At 69.5% G+C, this 19,114-nt stretch carries 20 protein-coding genes; 12 read left to right on the forward strand and 8 right to left on the reverse strand.

The features are described 5' to 3' along the window. Nucleotides 1–38 precede the first annotated feature (38 nt). Both C1N74_RS00355 and C1N74_RS00360 read right to left on the reverse strand, forming a co-directional pair. Nucleotides 39–911 (reverse strand): helix-turn-helix transcriptional regulator, encoded by an 873-nt coding sequence (locus tag C1N74_RS00355; protein ID WP_258317953.1) that lies wholly within the window; start codon nucleotides 909–911, stop codon nucleotides 39–41. Nucleotides 912–1,062: 151 nt separating this feature from the next. Beyond that, nucleotides 1,063–1,731, reverse strand: a complete 669-nt coding sequence (locus tag C1N74_RS00360) for a peptidylprolyl isomerase (RefSeq protein WP_137749725.1) — start codon at nucleotides 1,729–1,731, stop codon at nucleotides 1,063–1,065. A 159-nt stretch (nucleotides 1,732–1,890) separates the two neighbouring features. Here C1N74_RS00360 and C1N74_RS00365 point away from each other — a divergent pair, with 159 nt between their 5' ends. Further along, nucleotides 1,891–2,337: a hypothetical protein gene (locus C1N74_RS00365; protein ID WP_064955256.1), complete on the forward strand. Its 447-nt coding sequence runs from the start codon at nucleotides 1,891–1,893 to the stop codon at nucleotides 2,335–2,337. Here C1N74_RS00365 and C1N74_RS00370 read toward each other — a convergent pair. Further along, nucleotides 2,282–2,974 carry a phosphatase PAP2 family protein gene (locus C1N74_RS00370; RefSeq protein ID WP_181021898.1) on the reverse strand — a complete coding sequence of 231 codons (693 nt, stop codon included), beginning with the start codon at nucleotides 2,972–2,974 and terminating at the stop codon, nucleotides 2,282–2,284. The two genes, C1N74_RS00365 and C1N74_RS00370, sit on opposite strands and share 56 nt — an antisense overlap. Before the next feature lie 81 nt (nucleotides 2,975–3,055). Then, complete coding sequence (locus C1N74_RS00375) at nucleotides 3,056–3,739, reverse strand: hypothetical protein (protein ID WP_064955254.1); 684 nt, start codon at nucleotides 3,737–3,739, stop codon at nucleotides 3,056–3,058. Nucleotides 3,740–4,060: 321 nt separating this feature from the next. Between C1N74_RS00375 and C1N74_RS00380 the strand changes: the two genes are divergently transcribed. Beyond that, nucleotides 4,061–4,552: an FBP domain-containing protein gene (locus C1N74_RS00380; RefSeq protein WP_137749726.1), complete on the forward strand. Its 492-nt coding sequence runs from the start codon at nucleotides 4,061–4,063 to the stop codon at nucleotides 4,550–4,552. A 64-nt stretch (nucleotides 4,553–4,616) separates the two neighbouring features. Here the strand turns inward: C1N74_RS00380 and C1N74_RS00385 are convergent, their stop codons facing one another. Continuing rightward, entirely contained in the window at nucleotides 4,617–4,883 is a 267-nt protein-coding gene (locus tag C1N74_RS00385) for a helix-turn-helix domain-containing protein (protein WP_064955341.1), read from the reverse strand. Between the two features lie 58 nt (nucleotides 4,884–4,941). Between C1N74_RS00385 and map the strand changes: the two genes are divergently transcribed. Continuing rightward, nucleotides 4,942–5,712 carry a type I methionyl aminopeptidase gene (gene map, locus C1N74_RS00390; RefSeq protein ID WP_023953324.1) on the forward strand — a complete coding sequence of 257 codons (771 nt, stop codon included), beginning with the start codon at nucleotides 4,942–4,944 and terminating at the stop codon, nucleotides 5,710–5,712. Here map and C1N74_RS00395 read toward each other — a convergent pair. Further along, nucleotides 5,696–6,442 carry a Pr6Pr family membrane protein gene (locus tag C1N74_RS00395; protein ID WP_114598230.1) on the reverse strand — a complete coding sequence of 249 codons (747 nt, stop codon included), beginning with the start codon at nucleotides 6,440–6,442 and terminating at the stop codon, nucleotides 5,696–5,698. The genes map and C1N74_RS00395 overlap by 17 nt on opposite strands. Before the next feature lie 183 nt (nucleotides 6,443–6,625). On the opposite strand from C1N74_RS00395, the gene C1N74_RS00400 reads away from it, so the two are divergent. Together C1N74_RS00400 and C1N74_RS00405 are read left to right on the forward strand one after the other, a co-directional pair. Continuing rightward, nucleotides 6,626–7,366: a GNAT family N-acetyltransferase gene (locus C1N74_RS00400; RefSeq protein ID WP_071918791.1), complete on the forward strand. Its 741-nt coding sequence runs from the start codon at nucleotides 6,626–6,628 to the stop codon at nucleotides 7,364–7,366. Between the two features lie 122 nt (nucleotides 7,367–7,488). Continuing rightward, complete coding sequence (locus tag C1N74_RS00405; protein ID WP_181405564.1) at nucleotides 7,489–8,934, forward strand: HNH endonuclease signature motif containing protein; 1,446 nt, start codon at nucleotides 7,489–7,491, stop codon at nucleotides 8,932–8,934. A gap of 70 nt (nucleotides 8,935–9,004) precedes the next feature. On the opposite strand, the gene C1N74_RS00410 is transcribed toward C1N74_RS00405, so the two are convergent. Further along, nucleotides 9,005–9,637, reverse strand: coding sequence for a LysE family translocator (locus C1N74_RS00410; RefSeq protein WP_137749727.1), 633 nt, complete (start codon nucleotides 9,635–9,637; stop codon nucleotides 9,005–9,007). Nucleotides 9,638–9,662: 25 nt separating this feature from the next. Continuing rightward, the gene (locus C1N74_RS00415; RefSeq protein WP_023953314.1) at nucleotides 9,663–10,670 is read right to left on the reverse strand and encodes a LacI family DNA-binding transcriptional regulator; all 1,008 of its coding nucleotides are present in this window, start codon (nucleotides 10,668–10,670) and stop codon (nucleotides 9,663–9,665) included. 214 nt (nucleotides 10,671–10,884) lie between these two features. Here C1N74_RS00415 and mmsA point away from each other — a divergent pair, with 214 nt between their 5' ends. The 7 genes from mmsA (at nucleotide 10,885) to C1N74_RS16490 (ending at nucleotide 19,063) form a co-directional block, all read left to right on the forward strand. Next, nucleotides 10,885–12,408 (forward strand): multiple monosaccharide ABC transporter ATP-binding protein, encoded by a 1,524-nt coding sequence (gene mmsA, locus C1N74_RS00420; RefSeq protein ID WP_258317954.1) that lies wholly within the window; start codon nucleotides 10,885–10,887, stop codon nucleotides 12,406–12,408. Beyond that, a complete protein-coding gene (gene mmsB, locus C1N74_RS00425) occupies nucleotides 12,405–13,748 on the forward strand; it encodes a multiple monosaccharide ABC transporter permease (RefSeq protein ID WP_137749729.1) in 1,344 nt (447 codons plus the stop codon). The genes mmsA and mmsB overlap by 4 nt, the downstream gene beginning before the upstream one ends. A gap of 50 nt (nucleotides 13,749–13,798) precedes the next feature. Then, nucleotides 13,799–14,917, forward strand: coding sequence for a sugar-binding protein (locus C1N74_RS00430; protein WP_137749730.1), 1,119 nt, complete (start codon nucleotides 13,799–13,801; stop codon nucleotides 14,915–14,917). 179 nt (nucleotides 14,918–15,096) lie between these two features. Then, nucleotides 15,097–16,125 carry an amino acid ABC transporter permease gene (locus tag C1N74_RS00435; protein ID WP_071918788.1) on the forward strand — a complete coding sequence of 343 codons (1,029 nt, stop codon included), beginning with the start codon at nucleotides 15,097–15,099 and terminating at the stop codon, nucleotides 16,123–16,125. Further along, entirely contained in the window at nucleotides 16,122–16,889 is a 768-nt protein-coding gene (locus C1N74_RS00440; RefSeq protein WP_064955246.1) for an amino acid ABC transporter ATP-binding protein, read from the forward strand. Before C1N74_RS00435 ends, C1N74_RS00440 begins: the two co-directional genes overlap by 4 nt. Before the next feature lie 54 nt (nucleotides 16,890–16,943). After that, the gene (locus C1N74_RS00445) at nucleotides 16,944–17,936 is read left to right on the forward strand and encodes an ABC transporter substrate-binding protein (RefSeq protein ID WP_137749731.1); all 993 of its coding nucleotides are present in this window, start codon (nucleotides 16,944–16,946) and stop codon (nucleotides 17,934–17,936) included. Nucleotides 17,937–17,983: 47 nt separating this feature from the next. Then, nucleotides 17,984–19,063: a GNAT family N-acetyltransferase gene (locus C1N74_RS16490; protein WP_219994748.1), complete on the forward strand. Its 1,080-nt coding sequence runs from the start codon at nucleotides 17,984–17,986 to the stop codon at nucleotides 19,061–19,063. Nucleotides 19,064–19,114 lie beyond the last annotated feature (51 nt).

The following is a 19,114-nucleotide window of genomic DNA, read 5'->3' on the forward strand; positions in this document are numbered from 1 at the left end:
GCCCCGCCGCCGAGGGCGGCTCTCGGGCGGCGGTACCGTCAGTACAACGACGGCGCCGCCGCCCGCGCACGCCACAGCGACGGCGGCATCCCGGTATGGCGGCGGAACGCCCGGCTGAAGCCTTCGTCGGATCCGTAGCCCAGGGTGCGGGAGGTCTCCGAGACGGATGCTCCCGACTCGAGCATGTCCTTGGCGTGCTGCATCCGGATCTCGGTGACGTAGCTCGCGGGCGAACGCCCGTACGCGCGCCGGAAGCGTGCGGCGAAGACCGTCCGCGACATGGCGCTGAGGCTCGCCAGCTGGTCGATGGTCCAGTCGCGACCGGGGTCGGCGGCGACGGCCTCCGCGGCGCGGCTGAGGAAGGGGTCGACGGCCGGCGCGGGCCACGCGGAGGCGCCGGCGGTGTGCGCGGCCCACGAGCGGATGGCCGAGAGCAGCACGGTCTTGACCATCATCTGGCAGATGACCGCGTCTCCCGACCGCCCGGACGCGGTGCCGGTTCCGAGGTGGGAGACGAGGGCGGCGGCCGCGGGCTCGAGCTCGACGAAGCCGTCGACGAAGACGAACGGCGGCAGCGGGGTCACCGCGGCGAGGGAGACGTCGGCGGGGACGACCGTCAGCTCCGCGCCCGACTGCGAGGTCAGGGAGATCGGACGGCATCCCAGGCTCAGGAAGGCGTCACCGGCGAGGAGCGTGCGCGCGCCTGTCGGGGTCGCGGCGTCGCCGGAGGGTCCGACGACCGTGCAGCTGGTGCCGGATGCCGGATCGCCGGTGATCTCGCCCGATCGCACGTACACCAGCGTTGCGTCGCCTGTGCCGAGCGGCAGCGATCCGCCCGGGGCGAGGTCTGCCCGATGGGCCATACGCGGCCGGATCTCGAGGGATGCCAGAGCCTGTTCGAGCGCGATCACGCTGTCCCCAACGCCGCGCCGAGCGGGCTCATTCCGCCGCGCACGCCTACGCCCACGCGAGAACGTACCGTCGGGGCGAGCACGCACCCCGTTCGGTGCGTGCTCGCGGCAAGGGTGCGTTCTCGGCGGGCTCGTCTCAGCCGCGGGCGGCTCAGCCCAGTGAGACGCCGGTGATCGTCACGGGGGTTGCGGGGGCGCCGTCGGCGGCGCCGCCCTCGGCGCCGGCTGCGGCGACCTCGCGCACGACGGCGAGGCCCGCTTCGTCGAGCGTGCCGAAGACGGTGTACTTCGCGGGCAGCGGGGTGTCCTCGTACACGAGGAAGAACTGCGAGCCGTTGGTGTTCGGGCCGGCGTTGGCCATAGCGACCGTTCCGGCCGGGTAGGTCTCGCTGCCGTTGAGCTCGTCGGCGTAGTTGTAGCCGGGGCCGCCGCGTCCAGTGCCCGACGGGTCGCCGCACTGGAGCACGAAGATGCCCGAGGTCGTGAGGCGGTGGCACGGCGAGTCGTTGTAGTAGCCCTGCTCGGCGAGTGAGACGAAGCTCCCCACCGTGCACGGCGTGCGGTCGGCGTCGAGGGTCATCGGAATGTCGCCCGCCGACGTCTGCAGGACGGCCGAGACCTGCCCCGACACCTCGGCCTCAGCGGGCGGCGGCGTCACATCGCGCACGCCGCCGGCTGCCTCGACGTAGGCGCACGAGCCCTCCGGGACGGTCTCCGCCGTCGGCATCGTGTCGGGTTCGGCCGGCGCCGGCGACGACGAGCATCCGGCGAGAGCGAGAGCCGACAGGACGAGGAGGGCGGAACCGAGGCGAGCACGCATGGTCCGAGCCTACGGTCTTGGATGCCGCCTCCCGGGTAGTCCTCGCGACGTCGTTCGGTCTCCGCGGCAGACGCCCGGATGTCGGATCTTTCCCGCACGCGGCGCGAGTGGCACGATCGGACCGTGACGCCCGCGCCGCGGGCCGCGGAAGGGGTGGCGATGGCTGACAGCACGGCGGGCGGGGCCGGGTTCTCCGACGAGGAGAAGGCCGCGATGAAGCAGCGGGCCGAAGAGCTCCGCTCGACGAAGGGTCTCAAGGGTGCCGCGAAGCTCGCGAAGGAGCTCGAGGCCTGCATGGAGGCGATCGACGCGCTCGAGGGGATCGACGGCGAGGTCGCCCGCATGGTCCACCGGATCGTGTCGGAGGAGGCATCCGACCTCGATCCGAAGACGTTCTACGGGTTCCCCGCATACGCGCGGGCGGGCAAGGTCGTCATCTTCGTCCAGCCCAAGTCGAAGTTCGACACCCGCTACCCGACCCTCAACTTCGACGAGACGGCGACGCTCGACGACGGGTCGATGTGGCCGACGTCGTTCGCGATCGTCGAGGTCACTCCCGAGGTCGAGCGTCGCGTGCGGGCTCTGGTCCGCGCGGCGATCGACTGAGCGCCGACGCCGGCGAGACCCCCGCCGACCGCGGTTCTCGCGTCGCGGCGACCGCGATGGCCGTCAGCAGCGCGGGCACGGCGAGACCGAGCAGAGTCCCGGCCGCGACATCGTGCAGGTAGTGCGCACCTTCGAACAGCCGGCCCGACAGCACGATGAGCGCCGCTGCGACCGCCGTCCAGGTCGCCCACGCCCGGTGCACCGCGACGGCGATGACCCAGACCGCGCCCATCGCCAGAACCGAGTGGTTCGAGGGAAAGGAGTAGCCCGTCGCGTCACACGCGGTCAGCGCGGTCCAGCGGGTGCACGGACGGGCCTGCATCAGAGCCACCTTGACCATCTCGCTCGTCGCGTAGGCGATGACCACTCCGCCCGCTGCGGCGATCGAGAGGATGCGGCGCCGCGGGCCGCCGCGGAGCGTGACGGCCAACGCGACGACCGTTCCGACGGCGAGAAGAGACAGGAACACGTCCGACAGGTACGCGGTCGCCGGAAGCGCGAGTCCCGCGTTCATCGCCCGGCGCGTGACCTGGACACTCAGGCTCACGCCCCACCACGGGATGAGCAACGCCGCCGCGGCGATGACCGCGACAGCGGACAGGGGGAGTATCGACGACCGAGGGATGACGGTGCTCACTTCAGCAACGCTAGGAAGCGCGCCGCGGCGCGGCATCCGCTCGCAGGCTGAGTCGCATCGTCCGCGCGGTGTATTCCCGCCTCAGGAGAGCAGCGCCTCCGCACGCAGCGTGAGCGCGGTCGCGACGAGCGTCGACAGCAGGCCCGAGGCCAGCAGGAGGCCCGGATGGGCGAGACCGATCACGATCTGCCGGGTGCGCGGCGCCTCGGCCAGGAAATGCTCCGGGATGCGGTGACGCGTAGGCACAGCCGACCAGCCGCGCAAACGCACGAGGTAGCTCGCGTAGCGGATGATCAGCACGCAGTACAGCAGCACGGTCACCGGAGGCACGATGCGGGCGAAGAGGTCGCCGGCGACGAGCCAGGCGGTCTCGATGTTCGTGCCGCTCTCGTCGGCGAGCTGCACGGCGATCGCTCCGCCGATCACGACCGAGCCCAGCCAGAACACGAAGGCGCTGAAAAGCGCGAGGAACCGCGCGAAGAAGTGGGTCAGGATCGACGGCTCGTACTCCAGGTGCGACCTCGGTGTCTGCGACAGGACGATGAGCGTCGCCACGAGCGGGGGCAGTGCTGCGGTGAGGGTCAGGGTCGCGCGCAGCCAGTGCGGGCCGCCCAGCAGATCGCAGATCACGAGCAGGGCGACCACGGTGATCATCCACAGCAGGCCGAGGGCCGTGGGGTGGGAGGTCACGAACGACGGATGATGCTCCTCCAGGCGGGCCCCGGCTCGTTCGACGAGGCGCCGTCCCCGATCGTTCGTCGTCACGGGGGGATGCTATCGCCGGTGACGGCCGGGCGGGCAGGGAGTAGCCTGGACGCGTGAGTACCGCCCGCCTGCCGATGCCCTCTGGGCGTGAGGGGGTCTCCGGCGCGCTCAGCGCCGGCGGCACAGGCGCGGCATCCTTCGTCCTCCTCGCCGGTTGATCCGGCGCGCGTCGCGTCGACTCTCGTCCGCGATGCACTCTCCCGGTCCCGGGCGACGGCTCCGTCGTTCCGGGATGATCCGCTCACGACCGTCCGCTCGCAGCCCGTTCCGGGCGCCGGCGCGACGGTGGTGCGCGAACGTGTACTCAGACAGGACCCCTTCATGTTCGCCCTCACCGCGAAAGCCATCCGCTCCTCGTTCATCAACGTCTCGCTCCGCGAGCGCAATTCGCTCGTCGTCCCCGCCGATCTCGGGGACCTCGACTGGTCCACCCGTGACTACTACGGATGGCGCGACCCCAAGACTCCGCTGTTCGGGTTCATCGTCGCCGAGGTCGACGGCGAGGCCGTCGGCCTGCAGCTGCGTCAGGCCGACCAGGCCACGCGCACCCGTCCGCAGTGCTCGTGGTGCTGCGACGTCACCCTCCCCAACGAGGTGGTCTTCTTCGCCGCGAAGCGGGCGGGCAAGGCCGGTCGTGCCGGAAACACCGTCGGGACGCTCCTGTGCTCGGGATTCGAGTGCTCGCGGAACGTCCGGCGGCTCGACCCGCCGCCCTACCTCGGGTTCGACGCCGCAGCGGCGCGCGATCGTCGCATCGCGACGCTCCGGAACAACGTCGACGCCTTCTTCCGCGATCTGCGCGACGGCGCCTGAGCCGCCCCGCCCGGGCGTCCGGCTTCTCCTCGACGAGGTGGGGCCGGACGCCGGCGGTCGCCGATCAGATCGTGGCAGGGGTGATGTCTGCGAGCAGCGCCTCGGCGGCCAGTGCGTCGAGCGATAGGCCGAGGCTCGCGGCGACGGCGGCGACGGTCGCGAACGACGGGGTCGCCAGCCGCCCCGTCTCGATCTTGCGCAGCGTCTCGGGAGACACCCCCGCGGCTGCCGCGACCTCGGCGATCGACCGGTCGCCGCGCGCTCGCCGGAGGTGGGCGCCCAGGCGCCGGCCGCGCTCGACGGCTTCGGGGGTGAGAGCGCGACGAACCATCATGCGCTCATCGTATCGGTATAGTTTGACCGGTATTTTTATACCGGAGGAGCGCACCATGATCGAGATCTTCACACCGCCCGAGGTCGACCGCGCCCGAGAGACGGGAGCCATCGTCGGCGGCATCCTTCGCGACCTGCGCTCGCGGGTGCAGGTGGGCACGAACCTGCTCGAGATCGACGAGTGGACGCGCGAGCTCATCGCCGACAATGGAGCGACGTCCTGTTACGTCGACTATGCGCCGTCGTTCGGGCGGGGACCCTTCGGGCACTACATCTGCACCGCCGTCAATGACGCGGTGCTGCACGGGATGCCGCATGACTACCGTCTCGCCGATGGCGACCTCCTGACGCTCGATCTCGCGGTCATCAAAGACGGCCTCGCTGCCGACGCCGCGATCAGCTTCATCGTCGGGCGCAAACGTCCCGAGGGGGCGGCGGCCCTCATCGACGCGACCGAGCGCGCCCTGGCGGCGGGCATCGAGGTCGCACGCGCGGGCAACCGGGTGGGCGATATCTCGCGCGCGATCGGCAATGTGCTCTCCGGTGCCGGATACTCCATCAACACCGAGTTCGGTGGTCACAGCATCGGGACGGTGATGCACGGCGACCTCCACATCCCGAATACCGGGCGGCCGGGGCGCGGCTACATCCTGCGGCCCGGGCTGCTCATCGCGATCGAGCCGTGGGTCATGGAAGACACGAATGTGCTCGTGACCGACGCGGACGGGTGGACGCTCCGCAGCTCGACCGGATGCCTCACCGCGCACACCGAGCACACGATCGCCATCACCGACGGAGCGGCCGAGATCCTCACTCTGTCGCGGTGATTTCCGTCGCGGCGGCCTCTGCCGTGGTGGCCTTTGTTGGCACGGCGCGGCCGCGGCGGCGGGTGACCCACACCGCTCCGAAGCCAACGGCGACGAAGCCGATCGCGATGACGACGACGTACGCCGTGACCGACCCCCATCCGCCGGGGCCGTTGGGGTTGAGGAACGGGTAGGGGTACCAGTACGGCTCGCCCGTCGTGGGGTTCGTGACGAGCGGGCCTCGGACGAGCGTGTAGGCCACCCACAGCAGCGGGAACGCGACTACGACCCAGACGACCTGCCAGCGGAGGGCGCGGCGCCGGGTTCCGATCAGCAGGTCGAGCACGAGGAAGATCGGGCCGATCAGGTGCAGCACCTCATTCGACCACGGCACCGGCTCGGATCCCTGCGGGAGCGTGATCCCGCGCAGGAGTGCGTTGTAGACGATTCCGGTGATGACCATGTACGCCGTGGCGCAGGTGAGCGCGGCGGAGAGCCCGAGTGAGCCGGCGGCTTCGGCGGGCCGCATCAGCGCTCGGGCGCCCGCCGTCGCAAGGACCACCGCCGCGATGACGTTCGAGAGGATCGTGAAGAAGCTGAAGAAGTTCGCGAACACTGTCGCGACGTCGCCGCCGGTCTCGGCGGTTCGGGTCAGTGACACGGTCAGCTGGGTGATGACGGCGGCCAGGATGACGACGGCCATCGCCAGCCGCAGAACGGACCACACCGTCGCCTGCCTCGAGCTCTGCACGAGGGCACACTATCGCTCGCCCGCCGTTCGTGAACGTATGTGGCGGCGGTCCGGGATGTCGCGTCCGGTCACGGCTAGCGTCGCGGTGCGGCATCCGCGGGCATGGATCTGCGCCCCCGTGCGTTGCGTTCCTCGGCGACCGCGACGAAGGCACCACGCGGCGCGCGCGAGAGGACGAATCCGATGACCATCACCACCCCTCCTGCTCTGGGAGTCTCCGACGTCCGCGACAACGCCGCGTGGCACTCGCTGACCGGGGTGCATGCGCACCTCGCCATCGGCGACGACCTCGTCCGCCGGTACCCCGACGACGTGGCCGGCTTCGTGGGCGTGCGCACGTGGGACGACCCCGCGGTGTGGGACTCGCTCGCGACCGTGGTGGGGTCGGGCAACGAGTTCAGCATCAGCACGCCCGACCGTGCGGATGCCGCGGGCGTCGCTGCCTCTGCGCCGGAACTGCCGGAGGGCTGGGTCCGTACGTTCGGCGGCGCAGGCGTGCAGCTCGTCGAGACGGATCGCCTCCGCCCGAGGCCGGACGACGAGGCGGTCGAGCTCGGTGAGGCGGATGTCGCCGACATGCTCGCGCTCGTCGAGCGCAATCGGCCCGGCCCCTTCCGCCCGCGCACCTACCTGCTCGGCCGGTACATCGGCATCCGGCGTGACGGCCGGCTGATCGCGATGGCCGGGGAGCGGCTGCAGCCGGGCGAGTGGACCGAGATCAGCGCTGTCGCTACCGACGAGGCGTACCGGCGGCAGGGGCTGGCGTCTCGGCTGGTGCTGGATGTCGCTTTCCACATCCGGCAGCGGGGCGGCCGCGCGATGATGCACGCCGCGGCGTCGAACGTGAATGCGATCGCCGGGTACGAGAAGCTCGGATTCGAGCTGCGGCAGCGGACGAACTTCACCGGCGTGCGCGTGCCCTGAGCGGGGCGTTCGCTGCGCGATTCTCCAGCGGCGATTCCTCCCCAGGGGGCGCGCTCTGACGGGCTTCTTAGTTCGTCGCTATGGTCGATATTAATGTCTGACCCTGCTGCCACAATGGGAACATGGCGGCGAACACGGGTGGTGGCTCGGACGGGGTGGAGGTCTCGCCGCACGCCCACGCGATCGCCGCTTACGGCGAGACGTTGGCGCTGGTGCATTACGCGGAGGTCGCGTCGGTGCGCGCGCTGGCCGAGCTCGGGCGGTCGGCGCTTCGTGAGGCCCAGCGTGATGGGGTTCGCGGGATGGCGTCGGACATGGAGCTGCGGTCGGTCGCGGCCGAAGCGGCGGGCCTGGCCCGGCGGACCGACCGGCGCCTGCAGGCCGACATCGACCATGCGCTGACGGTCGTCGACGACTACCCGACCGTGTTCGCGGCGTGGGAGGGGCGGCGGATCACCCGCGACCACGTCGACGTGGTCGTGAAAGCGGGAACCGGGCTGCCCGACGAGGTGCGGGGCGAGTTCGAGGTCGCCGCGATCGCGGTGTGCGAGCGCGACATCGCGACCCGGGTGAAACCGGCCCTGCGGGCCCTGGCTGAGAGGCTGCACGAGCGCACGTTCACCGACCGGCACCGAGAAGCCGCCGCAGGCAGGTGCGTGCGGGTATCGCACGGTGCGGACGGGATGTCGGACCTCATCGCCACCCTCCCCACCGTCATCGCCGCCGGAATCCTCGACCGCATCACCCAGATGGGACAGTCCGTCAAAGACGCCCGGGTGGAGGCGGCCGGCGCCGTGGCAGGGCCGAGCGCTGAGGGGCTAGATGCCGCGGGCGCGAGTGTCGATGCGGATGGCGCGGGCGCGAGTGTCGATGCGGATGCCGCACCGGATGTCCGGACGATGGACCAACTGCGCGCCGACATCCTCAGCGACCTCGTCCTCAGCGGGGCGCCCGTGGTCGATCCGACCTACGGGACCGACCGGGCCGGTGGGCTCGGCGCGATCCGCGCACGGATGCAGGTCGCCGTGACCGCCGAGACCCTGACAGGCACAGATGAGCACCCCGCCGAAACCGTCGGGGCCGGGCTCATCGACGCCGAAACAGCACGACAGCTTGCGGGGCGGGTCAGCGAATGGGACCGCCTGTTCATCGACCCGGTCACCCGCACCCCCGTGGAGATCGACACCTACCGGCCCACCGCGGCGATGAAGAAGCTCCTCGCCGCGAGAGACCAGCATTGCCGGTTCCCCGGATGCCGCCGGGCCGCGATCCGCTGCGAAATCGACCACACCATCGACTACGCCCTCGGCGGGCACACCCACATCTTCAACCTCGCCCACCTCTGCCAACGACACCACTCGATGAAGCAATTCACCAAATGGGAAGTCAGACAACTCGGCGGCGGAGTCCTCGAATGGACCTCACCCCTCGGGCGGATCTACCGCGAAGACGTACCGACACCGGCGGTGTGCTTCACGATCGACACGGGTGACACTGCCGCTATCGGCGACGCGCCACCGGGTGGCCGAACCGAGCGGGTAGCGCCACCCGAATCACCACCCTTTTGACGCCAGCTCTCTGACGCCGGTCGCGTTCGACACCGACAATTCCCCCGCGGTCAGCCTGTGCGACATGCGGTCAGCTCTTCGAGCCGGCGAACGCAAGGGTGCCGCCGAGGCCGATCATCATCACGCCGCCCGTTCCCGCGAGCGTCGACATGCGCCGCGGCGAGTCGGCGAACCAGGCGCGGGCCGTTCCCGCAGCCAGCGCCCACAAACTGTCGCAGACGACGGCGAGCACCTGGAAGAGGAGGCCGAGCGCGAGGAGCTGCATCCAGATCGGACCAGCTTCGGGGGCGACGAACTGCGGCAGCACCGCTACGAAGAACGCGATCGTCTTCGGGTTGGTCATGCCGACGACGAACCCTTGGGTGAGCAGACGCGTCGACGAGGTCCGTTCGCCTCCCGGAGCGTCGACCCGCACGTGGCGATGGCGGATCGCCTGCACGCCCAACCACACCAGGTAGGCGGCGCCCACGAGTTTGATCACGGTGAACGCCGCGACCGATGACGCGACGATCGCACCGACGCCGAACGCCACCGCGATCACAGCGGGCACGGTGCCGAGGGCATTGCCGATGACGCTTAGCACCCCGGCCCGGCGCCCCAACGCGATCGACCGCCCGATGACGAACAGCACGCTCGGCCCGGGGATCACGATGATGACGACAGCCGCGAGGACGAACGCCAGCAGGTTCTCGAACGGGATCACGAGCGAACGCTACTCCGTCGATGTTTCAGCCGTGCGGCGGACGCTCGCCCGACCCGCGCTGCACCAGCGAAGTCGCGATCTCGACGCGTCGCGGCGGCGCCGTCGGGCGGTCGATCCGATCGATCGCGAGCAGCGCTGCGGCTCGGCCGAGCGCGTGCGCATCGTGCGCGACGACAGAGATCCCCAGCATCTCCGCCAGCTCGAAATCATCGAAGCCGATCAGCGCGCACGGCGAATCGAGATCGCGCAGCGCCTGCAGGGTCGCCGTCGTCGCCCGGTTGTTACCCGTCACGATCGCGGTCGGCGGCTCACTCGAACGCATCAGCTCGACGACGGCGTCGCGCGTGCTCGCCGCCGGGTCGTCGCCGAGGCTCAGCCAGCGATCGGTCGGGCTCACCCCCACCTCCGCGAGCGCGTCGCGGTACCCCGCCAATCGCTCCCGCACTGTGTGCACCGACGCGGGATTCGCGACGAACGCGATCCTGCGGTGCCCAAGCGCGGTCAGCGAACGTACGGCCTCAGCCATCCCGGCGCGATTGGTGAGCAGCACCGTGTCGGACAGCAGGTTCTCGAGAGGCCTGTCGACCCCGACGATCGGCGTGCCGAAATGGCGCTCGCCCTCGAGGTACGACTGATCGTCCGCGACGGGGATCAGCAGCAGTGCCCGCACGCCCTGTGACAGGACCGCGTCGACCACGCGGCGCTCGGTCTCGGCCGAGTCGTCCGTCGTGGCCAGCAGCATCGTGTACCCGTGCTGCGCCAGCTCGTACTCGATGCCCCCGGCGACGGTGAAGTAGAACGGGTTCTGGATGTCGCCGATCACGAAGCCCACGGTGCTGGTCACCCCGCCGCGGCGCAGATCGCGCGCGACGCGGTTCGGACGGAATCGCAGACGTTCCGCGGCGGCCATCACCCGCTCGCGCGTGTCCGGACGCACCTGGTCCGAACCGTGGAAGACACGCGAGACGGTTTTCGCGCTCACCCCTGCGAGCCGGGCGACATCCTGAATCGTCGCCCGCGTCGGATTCGGCATCCCTGCTCCCTCCGATGACAACGGTGGACATTCTATCTGTGCGGCGATGCTTCATACATCGCAAGGCGGAGCGTAGAGTGACGTCGCTCGATGACAACGTTGACATCCGATGAGCTGGGGCAGAGGAGCTTTGGTGATCGATTCAGAACCCGGCGTGCCCGGACTCGGCCGCGAACGGCCTGACCGGAGTGCGACCGGCCGACCCTTGCTCGAGATGCGCTCCATCACGAAGCGCTTCCCCGGCGTCATTGCCCTCGCCGACGTGTCGCTCACGGTGCAGGCCGGAGAGATCCACGCGATCTGCGGCGAGAACGGCGCCGGCAAGTCGACGCTCATGAAGGTGCTCTCGGGGGTCTACCCGTACGGGACCTATGAGGGCGACATCGTCTTCGACGGGCAGGCGGCCCAGTTCCGCGACATCCGGGCGAGCGAGGATGCCGGCATCGCGATCATCCATCAGGAGCTCGCCCTCATCCCCGAGCTGTCGATCGCGGAGAACATCTTCATCGGCAACGAGATCTCGCGGTTCGGCCGCATCGACTGGGACGCCTCGCGAGCCCGGGCGCGTGAGCTGCTGCAACGCGTGGGCCTGCGCGATGACCCGGCCACCCCCATCAAGCAGCTCGGCGTCGGCAAGCAGCAGCTGGTCGAGATCGCCAAGGCCCTGTCGAAGAACGTCAAGCTGCTCATCCTCGACGAGCCGACCGCCGCGCTGAACGAGAACGACTCGCAGCACCTGCTCGGCCTCATCACCGATCTGCGAGACCGCGGCGTGACCTCGATCATCATCAGCCACAAGCTCAACGAGATCGCCCAGATCGCCGACTCGATCACGATCATCCGCGACGGTCGGACGATCGAGACGCTCGACGTCCACGCCGGCGACGTCGACGAGGACCGCATCATCCGCGGCATGGTCGGCCGCTCGCTCGAGAACCGGTTCCCGCCGCGCGACACGAAGATCGGAGAGGTCTTCTTCGAGGTGCGCGACTGGACGGTGCGGCATCCGCTGAACGCCGACCGGCTCGTCGCGAAGTCGTCGCACCTCACCGTCCGCCGCGGCGAGGTCGTCGGTCTCGCGGGCCTGATGGGAGCCGGCCGCACCGAGCTCGCGATGAGCCTGTTCGGCCGCTCGTACGGCCTCTACGAGGGCGGTCAGATCCTCATCGACGGCAAGCCCGTGACGCTCAAGGATGTGCCGGCGGCGATCTCGCACGGGCTCGCCTACGTGAGCGAGGACCGCAAGGTGCTCGGGCTCAACCTGCTCGACCCGATCCGGCGATCGGTGGTGTCCGCGAAGCTCCGCAAGATCGCGCCGCACGGCGTGCTGCATAAGGACGAAGAGCGCGCCGTCGCCGACGACTACCGGGGGAGGCTGCGCATCAAGACGTCGAACGTCGACGACGGCGTCTCGAAGCTCTCGGGCGGCAACCAGCAGAAGGTCGTCCTCGCCAAATGGATGTTCACCGATCCCGACCTGCTCATCCTCGACGAGCCCACCCGCGGCATCGACGTCGGGGCGAAGTACGAGATCTACTCGATCATCAACGACCTCGCCGCTCAGGGGAAGGGCGTGCTCCTCATTTCGAGCGAGCTACCGGAGCTGCTGGGCATGGCAGACCGCATCTACACGGTCTTCGAGGGGCGCATCACCGACGAGATCGACGCACGCAGAGCCACACCCGAGGAACTGATGCGGAGCATGACCGCAGACCGTGGAAAGAAAGTGACCGCATGACTCAGCCCGACACCGCCCCCGTCCGCACCGGCGGGCTGGCCGACATCCGCAAAGCGTTCGGCGGCGGACAATCCACGCTGCGGCAGTTCGGCATCCTCGGATCGCTCGTGCTGATCATCCTCGTCTTCCAGATCTGGACCAATGGCCTGACGCTGTCGTCGGGCAACCTCATCAACGCGATCAATCAGAACTCCTACATCCTGATCCTCGCGATCGGCATGGTGATGGTCATCATCATGGGCCACATCGACCTCTCGGTCGGGTCGGTCGCCGCCTTCACCGGCATCGTCGTCGCCAAGTCGATGGCCGACTGGAACGTGCCGTCGTACCTCGCGATCGTGCTCGGGCTCGTCGTCGGCGTGCTCATCGGCGCCTGGCAGGGGTTCTGGGTCGCCTACGTCGGCGTGCCGGCGTTCATCGTCACGCTCGCCGGGATGCTGATCTTCCGAGGCTTGAACCAGATCGTCGGGCAGTCGACGACCCTCGCCGTGCCCGCCGACTTCCAGGTGATCGGTGCCGGGTACCTGCCCGAGCTCCCCTTCATCCCGTTGCCGTTCAACGTGCTGACCCTCGCGCTCGGCATCCTCGGTGCGCTCTGGATCGTCGTCAACGAGATCCGCCTTCGCAGGCGTCAGGCCAAGACCGGAGCCGAGTCGGCCCCGCTGTGGGTCTCGATCCTCAAGGTCGTCGTCGTGGGCGGCGTCATCCTCATCGCCGCCTACCTGTTCGCGACCGGGCGGCCGGGAACCGGGTTCCCGATCTCGGGCGTCATCCTCGTCGCCCTCGTCATCCTGTATTCGTTCATCACCAACAACACGACGTTCGGCCGGCGCATCTACGCCGTCGGCGGCAACCGTCTCGCCGCGACGCTGTCGGGCGTGAAGGATCGGCGCGTCGACTTCTTCGTGATGATGAACATGTCGGTGCTGGCTTCGCTCGCCGGCATGATCTTCGTCGCCCGATCGGGTGCCTCCGGCCCGCAGGACGGCAACGGATGGGAGCTCGACGCCATCGCGGCGGTGTTCATCGGCGGCGCGGCGGTCTCGGGCGGCATCGGCACCGTCATCGGCGCGATCATCGGTGGACTCGTGATGGCCTTCCTCAACAACGGGCTGCAGCTCGTGGGCACCGGCGCCGACCTCGTATCGGTCATCAAGGGCCTCGTGCTGCTGCTCGCCGTCGGCATCGACGTGCTGAGCAAGGCGACCGGGCGCCCGTCGATCATCGGCCTCTGGTCGGCGCGCCGCCGGGCCCGCGCCGACGCCCCCACACCTCCGACTGTCTTGCCGACCGCCGGAACCAATGAGACCAGTCAGCCCGTCGATGCCGGTCGTCGATGACGACACCGCTCGCTGATGGCTCTCCGCACCGAAGAAAAGAGATGAATGCAATGAAGAAGATCGCTCTCGCCGTCACCGCGCTCGCGGTCACGGCGCTGGCCCTGTCGGCGTGCTCCAACGCGCGCACCGACGCGGGCGCCGGCGGCGACGCCTCCGCTGCGGCGGGCTTCGCGGCCGACGCGACGATCGGCGTCGCCTTGCCCGACAAGACCAGCGAGAACTGGGTGCTCGCGGGCGACCTGTTCACGAAGGACCTCGAGGCCGCCGGCTTCAAAGCCGACGTGCAGTACGCACCGGCATCGAACACAGTCGCCGAGCAGCAGAACCAGATCTCCGCGATGATCACGAACGGTGCGAAGGTCATCGTCATCGGCGCGAAGGACGGCAAGCAGCTGGGTACCCAGCTGCAGCAGGCCGCCGACGCGGGCGTGAAGATCATCGCCTACGACCGGCTGCTGGAGAACAGCGAGAACGTCGACTACTACGTCGCGTTCGACAACTTCAAGGTCGGTCAGCTGCAGGGGCAGGCGCTGCTCGACGGGCTCGAGGCGCGGTCGGGCCACGGCGCGCCGTGGAACATCGAGCTGTTCTCCGGCTCGCCCGACGACGCGAACTCCGCGGTGTTCTTCAACGGCGCGCTCGACGTGCTCCAGCCGAAGATCGACGACGGCACCCTCGTCGTGAAGTCGGGTCAGGACGAGATCGCGCAGACGGCGACCCAGGGCTGGAAGGCCGAGAACGCGCAGAGCCGCATGGACTCGATCCTCACGTCGACCTACAGCACCGACACGCTCGACGGCGTGCTCTCGCCCAACGACACCCTGGCCCGTGCCATCCTCACCTCGGTGAAGCAGGCGGGCAAGGATGTCGCGACCTTCACCGTCACCGGTCAGGACTCCGAGGTCGAGTCGGTGAAGTCGATCATGGCCGGTGAGCAGTACTCGACCATCAACAAGGACACGACGCTGCTGGTCGAGCAGACGGTCAAGATGATCGGCGAGCTGCAGCAGGGCGAGGATGCCGAGGTCAACGACACCGAGCAGTACGACAACGGCGTGAAGGTCGTTCCGGCCTATCTGCTCGAGCCCGTGATCGTCACGAAGGAGAACGCGGCCGACGCGTACGCCAACGTCCCAAGCCTCCTCGAAATCGTGCAGGCGGCGCAGTAGCCCGAACCGCTCGCGGAACCGGCCCCCAGCTCTCTCGCTGGGGGCCGGTTCCTCGTGTTACGCCGTATCTCTCTTCGTGTCGTCGTGTGAGCGGATGCCGCGACACCGGGCTCCTCCGAGTCCTACTGTCGTGCGATCCGCAGCCTCCGCTGCATCCACGCCGTTCCGAGGAGATCCGCATGACCGACACCGTCTCGCGCGTCGACCGCGCCGTCGGCGACCCTGCGTCGACCGCGCCGCGCGTCGACCTCGGCGACATCCCGGTCGTCCGCACACGGCACTGGTTCCGGTGGGCCATCGCCGCGATCGTCGTGTTCGTCGTGGCCCAGTTCGTGTGGTCGCTCGTGACGAACGAGAACTACGAGTGGGACTACTTCGCGCAGTACTTCTTCTCCGACCCGGTGCTGCAGGGACTCGGCCTCACCCTCGTCTACACGGCGGTGTCGGCGACGATCGGATTCCTGCTCGGGACGGTGCTCGCGCTGGCTCGGCTCGCCAAGTCGCCGCTGCTGAACGCCGCGGCGTGGGGCTTCATCTGGTTCTTCCGCTCGGTCCCCCTCGTCGTGCAGCTGGTCGTCTGGTACAACCTCGGCTACCTGTATCCGACGCTCGGACTGGGCACCCCCTTCACAACCGACTTCTGGATCGTCGAGTTCCCGACGGTGCAGCTGATCAGCGCGTTCGCGGCCGGCGTGCTCGGCCTGAGCCTGCACCAGGCGGCCTACTCCGCCGAGATCATCCGCGGCGGCCTGCTCTCGGTCGACCAAGGCCAGCTCGAGGCGGCCGCCGCCCTCGGCATCCCGCCGCGTCGGCGGCTCAGCCGCATCGTGCTGCCGCAGGCCATGCGATCGATCATCCCCAACGCCACGAACGAGGTGATCGGGCTCGTCAAGGGCACCTCGGTCCTGTTCGTGATCGCGATCCCCGAGCTGTTCTACGCGGTGCAGGTGATCTACAACCGCAACAGCCGCGTCATCCCGCTGCTGCTCGTCGCGGTGGTCTGGTACACGATCATCACCACGGTGCTCAGCATCCTGCAGTACTACATCGAGCGGCACTATGCCCGCGGCGCTGTGCGTGTGCTGCCGCCGACCCCGCTGCAGAAGGCGCGTCACTGGATCGCCGTGCAGTGGGCCCGCCTCGGCGACGACGCGCCGGCACCCCGCCCACTCGCGACCAGCCGCGCCACTTCCGGAGGAGAGTCATGACCCGCGGTCTCGTCGAGATCCACAACGTCCACAAGAGCTACGCCGGAGTCGAGGTGCTCGGCGGCATCGACCTCACGGTCGAGCCGGGCGAGGTCGTCGCGATCCTCGGCGCGAGCGGCTCGGGCAAGTCGACGCTGCTGCGCACCATCAACCACCTCGAGACGGTCGACCGCGGATCGGTCACGGTCGACGGCGAGTTCATCGGGTACGAGCAGCGCAACGGCAAGCTCTACGAGCTGCGCGAGAAAGCGGTGCTCGAACGCCGCACCCAGATCGGCATCGTCTTCCAGAACTTCAACCTCTTCCCGCACCTCACCGCCCTCGAGAACGTCACCGAGGCGCCCATCGCCCTCGGCCGATTGTCGAAGGACGACGCTCGCGAGCTCGCCCTCGGCCTCCTCGACCGCGTTGGGCTCGGCGACAAGGCCGGTCACTACCCGCGCCAGCTCTCCGGCGGGCAGCAGCAGCGCGTCGCGATCGCGCGAGCGCTGGCTCTCAAGCCGAAGGTGATCCTGTTCGATGAGCCGACGAGCGCGCTCGACCCCGAGCTCGTCGGCGAGGTGCTCGACGTCATCCGCGACCTCGCACAGCTCGGCACGACGCTCATCATCGTCACCCACGAGATCGGCTTCGCCCGCGAGGTCGCCGACCGCGTCGTCTTCCTCGATGGCGGCCGGATCATCGAGCAGGGCCCGCCCGCCGAGGTACTCGTCGCGCCGAAGCACCCCCGCGTGCAGGAGTTCCTCGCCAAGGTCCTCGCCTGACATCCCATCCCACCCCTCCACCCGCACCCCACTTTTCGAGAGAGACCCAACAGCATGGCCATCAGTAAGAAGCAGGGCATCGCCGCCGGACTCGGCGTCGTCGCGGTCGCGGCGATCGTCGGCGGCATCGTCACCGCCGTGAACCTCAACCGGCCTGCCGAGGCCGAGGCCGCCGCGCCCGCACCGACGACGGCGAACGTCGCGACCGACGACATCCACTGGGTGCACCTCGACGAGCCCGTCGCCGAGGCCGTCGCTGCCCTCGAAGCGAGCGGTTTCGAGCCGGTCGAAGAGGGGAAGCTGACCGTCGCCCACTCCGCTTACCTGCCGCCGCTCGGCTACATCCCCGAGGGAGAGACCGAGGCCGCCGGAACCGAGCCCAACATAGGATCGCTCATCGCCGAAGCGCTCGGCCTCGAGTACAACCCCGTGGTCGTCGCATGGGCCGACTGGCCCCTCGGCATCCAGTCGGGCAAGTACGACCTCATCACCTCGAACGTCACGGTCACGGAGGAGCGCAAGGAGCTCTACGACTTCGCGAGCTACCGCGAAGACCTGCTCGGCTTCTACGTCCGCTCCGACAGCGACATCGACAAGATCGAGGAAGCCGCCGACATCTCGGGCCTGAAGATCGTCGTCGGCTCGGGCACCAACCAGGAGCAGGTGCTGCTCGCCTGGAACGACGAGCTCGAAGCCGCAGGCGAGGCGCCTGCCGAGTTGCAGTACTACGACGACAACGCCGCGGCCGTGCTCGCGCTGCAGTCCGGCCGCGTCGACGCCACCTTCGGCCCCAACGCGACGTCGGCCTGGTCGGCGCGGGAGACGGGCGACACCAAGCTCGTCGGGCTCGTGCCGGGCGGCTGGCCGCAGACCGCGAACATCGCCGCGGCGACGGCGAAGGGCAACGGCCTGATCGAGCCCGTGTCGATCGCGATCAACGCCCTCATCGCCGGCGGCCAGTACGACGAGGTCCTCGAGACCTGGGGGCTCGAGTCGGAGCGCATCGAGAAGAGCGAGATCAACCCGCCCGGACTCCCCGCGTCATGAATGGGCCCGCGTCGCGATCGGGTCTCGGTGAGAGGTAGCGTCACCTCGTGACATCGACCGCGACAGCGCTCACCATCCGGCTCGTCCGCACCGAGGAGTTCGCTCGGGCGGGCGAGCTGACCGCTCGCGCCTACCAGCACAGCTACGGCGAACTCTCGGAGCACTACCTCGCCTCGTTGCGCGACGTCGCCGCGCGCGTCCGGAGCGGAGATGTGTGGGTGGCGGTGGACGCCGGCGGGAGTGAGGATGCCGCTGCCGAGCCCGAGATCCTCGGGACCGTGTGGGTCGCTCGGCCCAACCGCCCGCTCGCCGGGGTCGCGCAGCCCGGCGAGACCGACTTCCGTCAGCTCGCCGTCGCCCCCGAGGCGCGGGGGCGGGGCGTCGGCGAAGCACTCACGCGGCACGTGATCGAGCTGGCCCGCGAGCGCGGTTCGCACCGCGTCGTCATGAACAGCGGACCCGAGATGACCGCGGCGCACGCGCTGTACGCCAAGCTCGGCTTCACGCGGCTCACCGAGCGCGAGGGGCGGATCGAGGTCGAGCCCGGCCGCTTCATCGACCTGCTCGCGTTCGGATACGACCTCGCGCCCGAGCCTGCCGCCGCAACCCGCGCTCCTGCAGGCGCCTCGGCCACGATGTGGCTGTTCGAGCACATCGACTACGACGACCCGCGTGCCGAGGCCCTGCGCGCCGAGATGGACCGCGAGGTCGGCCCGCGCTACGCCGACCGCTTCGACGAGACCGACCCCGAGGCCGCCGCTCGGTCGGCACGAGCGTTCGCCCTCGATCCCGCGACGATCGTGGCGACGGTGCTCGTGACGGATGCCGCGGGCGAAACAATCGGCCACGGCGCGCTGCGCGATCTCGAGCACGACGGCATCCGCGATCTCGAGATCAAGCGCGTGTATGTCCGCCCTCGGGCCCGCGGTCTCGGCGCGAGCCGGGCACTGCTCGCCGAGCTCGAACGCATCGCCCGCGACCGGGGCGCGGCGCGCGTCATCCTGCAGACCGGCGACCGCCAGCACGACGCCGTCGTCCTGTACGAGCGCCTCGGCTACACCCCGATCCCGATCTACGCCCCGTACACCGAGTACGCGTTCTCCCGCTGCTTCGCCAAGACCCTGTAGCCCCGAGCCCCCTGGCACGATCGCCGAGAACGCACCCTCCCGGCGAAGACG

Origin of the sequence: Microbacterium sp. SGAir0570, from assembly GCF_005491085.2 — a bacterium.
Lineage (GTDB): Bacteria > Actinomycetota > Actinomycetes > Actinomycetales > Microbacteriaceae > Microbacterium > Microbacterium arborescens.

Bases quoted from the DNA above. Each gene is read 5' to 3' on its own strand.
- C1N74_RS00430 (WP_137749730.1), top strand. From the start codon at position 13,799: ATGAAGAAGATCGCTCTCGCCGTCACCGCGCTCGCGGTCACGGCGCTG.
- C1N74_RS00440 (WP_064955246.1), top strand. From the start codon at position 16,122: ATGACCCGCGGTCTCGTCGAGATCCACAACGTCCACAAGAGCTACGCC.
- C1N74_RS00365 (WP_064955256.1), top strand. From the start codon at position 1,891: ATGGCTGACAGCACGGCGGGCGGGGCCGGGTTCTCCGACGAGGAGAAG.
- C1N74_RS00445 (WP_137749731.1), top strand. From the start codon at position 16,944: ATGGCCATCAGTAAGAAGCAGGGCATCGCCGCCGGACTCGGCGTCGTC.
- C1N74_RS00405 (WP_181405564.1), top strand. From the start codon at position 7,489: ATGGCGGCGAACACGGGTGGTGGCTCGGACGGGGTGGAGGTCTCGCCG.
- C1N74_RS00415 (WP_023953314.1), bottom strand. From the start codon at position 10,670: ATGCCGAATCCGACGCGGGCGACGATTCAGGATGTCGCCCGGCTCGCA.
- C1N74_RS00385 (WP_064955341.1), bottom strand. From the start codon at position 4,883: ATGGTTCGTCGCGCTCTCACCCCCGAAGCCGTCGAGCGCGGCCGGCGC.
- C1N74_RS00360 (WP_137749725.1), bottom strand. From the start codon at position 1,731: ATGCGTGCTCGCCTCGGTTCCGCCCTCCTCGTCCTGTCGGCTCTCGCT.
- C1N74_RS00400 (WP_071918791.1), top strand. From the start codon at position 6,626: ATGACCATCACCACCCCTCCTGCTCTGGGAGTCTCCGACGTCCGCGAC.
- C1N74_RS00435 (WP_071918788.1), top strand. From the start codon at position 15,097: ATGACCGACACCGTCTCGCGCGTCGACCGCGCCGTCGGCGACCCTGCG.
- mmsB (WP_137749729.1), top strand. From the start codon at position 12,405: ATGACTCAGCCCGACACCGCCCCCGTCCGCACCGGCGGGCTGGCCGAC.
- map (WP_023953324.1), top strand. From the start codon at position 4,942: ATGATCGAGATCTTCACACCGCCCGAGGTCGACCGCGCCCGAGAGACG.
- mmsA (WP_258317954.1), top strand. From the start codon at position 10,885: ATGCGCTCCATCACGAAGCGCTTCCCCGGCGTCATTGCCCTCGCCGAC.
- C1N74_RS00380 (WP_137749726.1), top strand. From the start codon at position 4,061: ATGTTCGCCCTCACCGCGAAAGCCATCCGCTCCTCGTTCATCAACGTC.